Origin of the sequence: Eubacterium sp. MSJ-13, assembly GCF_018918235.1 — a bacterium.
Classification (GTDB): domain Bacteria; phylum Bacillota; class Clostridia; order Lachnospirales; family Lachnospiraceae; genus Butyribacter.
Genome location: NZ_JAHLQE010000017.1, coordinates 1 through 4,447 on the forward strand (window position 1 = coordinate 1; position 4,447 = coordinate 4,447).

The 4,447-nt window shown below is 34.1% G+C and carries 3 protein-coding genes; all 3 read right to left on the bottom strand.

Annotation, left to right across the window (positions count from 1 at the left end):
- On the bottom strand, nt 1-1,207 hold a 1,207-nt coding region (locus KQI69_RS00790; protein WP_216563380.1), incomplete at its 3' end, for a collagen-binding domain-containing protein.
- A gap of 4 nt (nt 1,208-1,211) precedes the next feature.
- Nucleotides 1,212-2,060, bottom strand: coding sequence for a class B sortase (locus KQI69_RS00795; protein ID WP_216563381.1), 849 nt, complete (start codon nt 2,058-2,060; stop codon nt 1,212-1,214).
- 278 nt (nt 2,061-2,338) lie between these two features.
- Nucleotides 2,339-4,069 (bottom strand): hypothetical protein, encoded by a 1,731-nt coding sequence (locus KQI69_RS00800; RefSeq protein ID WP_216563382.1) that lies wholly within the window; start codon nt 4,067-4,069, stop codon nt 2,339-2,341.
- Between the last annotated feature and the right edge of the window lie 378 nt (nt 4,070-4,447).

Here is a 4,447-nt window from a genome sequence, read left to right on the forward strand (position 1 = left end):
TTGCCGTAGGAACCTCGGTAGGAGCAACGGTCTGAGAAGGAGTTGCTGTAGGAACCTCAGTAGGAACAGCAGTTGGTGCTACACTCGGTTCAGGTGTTGATGCAGGTTCGGTTACTTCTCCGTATGGGTAGAAATGACCTTCTGCCTGGCAGTTTATAATACGGTTAGCTATATATCCTCCCTCAAAATTTCCTCCGTTAATTGTTACACATGCGTTTGGGGCAAGGACATGGCCTGGAAGATATTTACATGTGAGGCTGGAGTTGTAAGGAAAGTTCCAGATCAGTTTCATACCGGATAAATCCATTTGTCCTGCCTGAATAGTTTCAGCTTTATTTAAAGTTTTAAGTCCATGGCCATCTTCGAGAAGATATGCTTTTTTTGTAAGCTGGCTGTTTTTAAAAGAAATATCTTTGCCATCATTTTTGTTAGTAGAGATGAATACTGCTATTTTATTATCTTTGGCAGCTACATAAGAATAGTCTCCACCTATTGAGATAAGGTCACTTACGCCTATTGAGATTATGTGTTCAGTAGAGACAAGTTCATCGAGATCTTTTACACCATCTATCATTATCCAATCAGTATTATATATTATCTCAAATGGAATATAAACCGATTTTACGGTATCTGAAAATGGAATCGTAAGTAAAGTTCCATGCTGTCCATCAATACAAGCTGATTTCAGATTTTTGTCGGAAAGTTTTTTGTCACACTTACTTGCCATTGTTTTAGATTCTGTTTCTAAATTTTTGAAAGCGGCTTTAAAATCAATATACTCGCCTTTTTTATCAGGATACTCTGTAAGTGAAGAATTAGGTCTGGATATCGTTTTGTAATAAGCAGGCTGATTTAAGAGATTCTTGTATTTTGGATAACCTGCAAGGTAGTGGCTGTTATGCTGTCCACTGTAATTTCCAGATTTTTCTACATTTTTAATATAAGATGGAACGATTGCACCGTTACCAAATGAACCAAAATAAGCATCACCGCCGCAGGCAAGAGCACCTACAAAATGATTGCCACATTCAAAGCGTTTTTTTGTGAAATACTGATAGTCGCTAAGAATCTGTCTTGTTGTATATTTTTTGCCTGAATCTGTATAAGTTGGAGATGCAGCTTTACTTTTAGTGAAATTTCCAATTCCGATAAATAAAAGAGAAAGGCATAGTACCAATGCTATAACTTTTTTAAACCTATGTTTCAAAATATCATTTCCTCCATTCATTTTGTTTTAACGAGATAATTAAAAATCTTGAGTTACTGTTTGAACCGCATGTAGACAATATAAGCATTTTTGAATGTTTGTCTGCTATGCGCTTTTTTATTTTAATGGTATTTTTGAAAGAGCAATTAGGATTGACAGAATTAAAAAAATCCAGTGTCCCATTTGTTGAATTATTAAATGTAGATATTATATTTTTTGTTCCCCAGGTGGCACTTGCCACTATTTTATAACGTATTTTAGAAACGGGTGTTATTATGTGGATAAAGTATGGTTTATTGGAAAAATCAGAGTTATCGAAATGGTGCAGCATACCAAACATAGAACCATTCTTCATATTATGCCCGTATAACACGGTTAATGCATCTGAGAAATCTTTTTTACTGTTTGTTTCAGAAAAAATACATCCAGGGTAGCCAAAACTGTTGTCAATATTATGTGTAAGATAATAATAGTCAAGTGTTTTGTGCTGCAATACAGGATATGAAAGATTTATTTCAGGAATCTGGATCCATGCATAGATATCTTTATTGTATTTTCTGAGAGAATTAAAATTGACATCGGGAATCTTTTCAAGACCGGCTCCGTCATTAGAATTTTCTTTTTTCTGTGAGTTTTTTGTAGAATGTGACTTTTTTTTGTGATTTAGTTCTTGACAGGAATTTTTATTCCATGTGTTCTCTTTTACTAGTTTATTTTGAAATGTTTCATATGTGAGAGATTGTTTGTTAAGCTGCTTTTGATATCTGGTTGAACAGATAAACCATGCTGATATGGTTGTTAAAAAAACAGCGGTAAGCAGACATAGAAGGATTATATAAATTTTCTTTTTCAAGATTTACCTCCGTTGAAAAAGCTGCAGATTATTCGCTACATGTCTTATCACAGATACGAACAGTAACGATTATTCATATTAAAATATTGAGTTTAATATGACAAAAATTATTATTAACCTTTTTTTGGAAAAAATATTCATAAATTGAAAAATATGGATTAAAAATAATTAAATTTGAAAAAACGCTTTGCAGAATCAGAAGCATTATCGTGTTGGAAAATCGTATGCTTTTGATTCTGAAAGCGTTCTATAGAGAAGATTAGATTAAAATTTTATATTTATTTTGTTTTGTTTTCTGACTGCTCAAGCTGGTAGCGTGTTTTTGCCTCATTCTGAGACCATTTTACACATTCAGCATAACCATAGCTGTCAACCTGTTTCTTAACCTTGTCGATTATTTTATAAAATTCTTTGTCTGTTTTTGCATATAAGGCATTCCATGAAGCCTCTGTTAAAGCTCGTCCAACCTGAGACCATGTTGTATTAAATTCATCTGATTTTTCACTTGCTGAATATGTACTTCCAGGAATTACAGAATATTTTCCTTTTTTCATATAATCATCAAGTGTTGTACTGCCAGTTTTTTTCTGCCAGTCTTTTTCAATCGTGCTGATCTGTGATTTTGATGCATGTTTCCATGTCTGCTGGTTAAATGTTTCTCCGTTTGCAGCCTCAGGGTTTTTAGCATCTATAGACCATGTAGTGTTATTTATCTGGACTTCGCCATCTTTATAAAGACCTTTATACTTACCTGTCATTTTTGTTGATTTATTCTGGTGGCATTTCTCACCTAATTCTGTGAGATATGTATTTTTGTTTTTATCATAATTCCAACATTCACCCTTTGGACCATACTGCATGTCGAGGTAACCCTCAGGTGTACATAAGAAGTTGATAACTTCCATTGCTTCTTCAGGATATTCACATGATGCACCGATAGTCCATATACGGTCATTTCCTTTTGTAGTAAGTGCATATACAGCAGGAGAAGCATCTTCAGGTTTTAAGCTGTACATAAGTTTTCCTTCTTTTGTATGTTTTTCAGTATTGTATAAAAGTGAACCTGTATAATTAAAAAGTGAAAACTGAGTTTTTCCGATTGCAACTTTTTCAGTAACTTCATTAAAAGTCTGAGTCATTGAATCAGGGTCTACAAGACCTTTCTGATAAAGGTTATTAAAGAATTTAAGCATAGTAATGTATGGTCCGTTTTCTTCCAATGCATCGTGGAATTTTCCGGTTGATGCATCGTAAAGTCCTATACCAAGCTCATCGTAACCATAATATGCAGTAGCTGCTGATTTGGCAGCCATCATCATTGAAGAATCCCAGTCTGACCAGAGTGAAACGGCATAAGTCTTATTACCTGATTCATCAGTAGGCTCTAATTTGTGCATATCAACTAAAAGCTGCTCAAAGTCTTTTAAATCTTTAATCTCAGGATAGCCGAGTTTTTTGTAGAGATCCCAGCGTACATCCCATGTATAGAAGAATGATGCAAGTTCCCCTGATGATGAAGCTACATCATGTCCAAATCCATATATGGCGTCACTCTTATTATTTGTTATCTTTTTGGTAAGCTGTTTGTTTTTGTCAAGTGCATCTGCCATATGCTCTTTTATGTAAGGACCATAATCGTCTAAAAGACCATCTTCAGTCCAGTCATATAAAAGACCACCCTTTACAGCCTGTACATATTCTTTGTTATCATTGCCGAAAACAATGATGTCACCAAGATTTTTATTCTGTGTTCTGGTTTGGAATGTACTGTCATCGGCCTGGATATAATTTAACTTAACATTAAACTTTTCTTTCATGAGGTCTGCAAACCATCCCTGCTGTTCGCCGGAATAATTGGCGAGCATGCTGTAAACATCTAAAGTGATAGGTTCGTTAGAATTTTTTTTCTTGGAGCCGCATCCAGAAGTTACACCGGCAACACCTGTGAGGAGAGAAGCCGTAAGGAGTAAGGATACAGCTTTTTTCTTAAAAATATTTTTTTTGATCATAATATTTTCCTTTCTTTTAATTTATTATTTTGTCCCAAATGGTATTATAGGGAAATAAAGCCGGTCAAAGAAGTAAAAATATTGCTGTCATTTGATAAAATATTGCTGTTATTTTGTTAGTTCTGCTAATAACTCGAATAATTATGGTACAATATCAAGAATTGTGGTTGTATGCTTTTTTTTGAGAAAATGTATATTTGTATACAAAGAATGATATTGAAGATTAAGATTTAAGCACAATGGTAAATGGTATGAGAAAAATTTCCACCTGATAGATCAGAAGGGAATTTGATAAAATGAATAAAGATATACAGGAAAAAAATATCGGTGAAAAAGGAAGACGTATCATTGGGTTTCAGTGCGACGAAACGAAAAAAA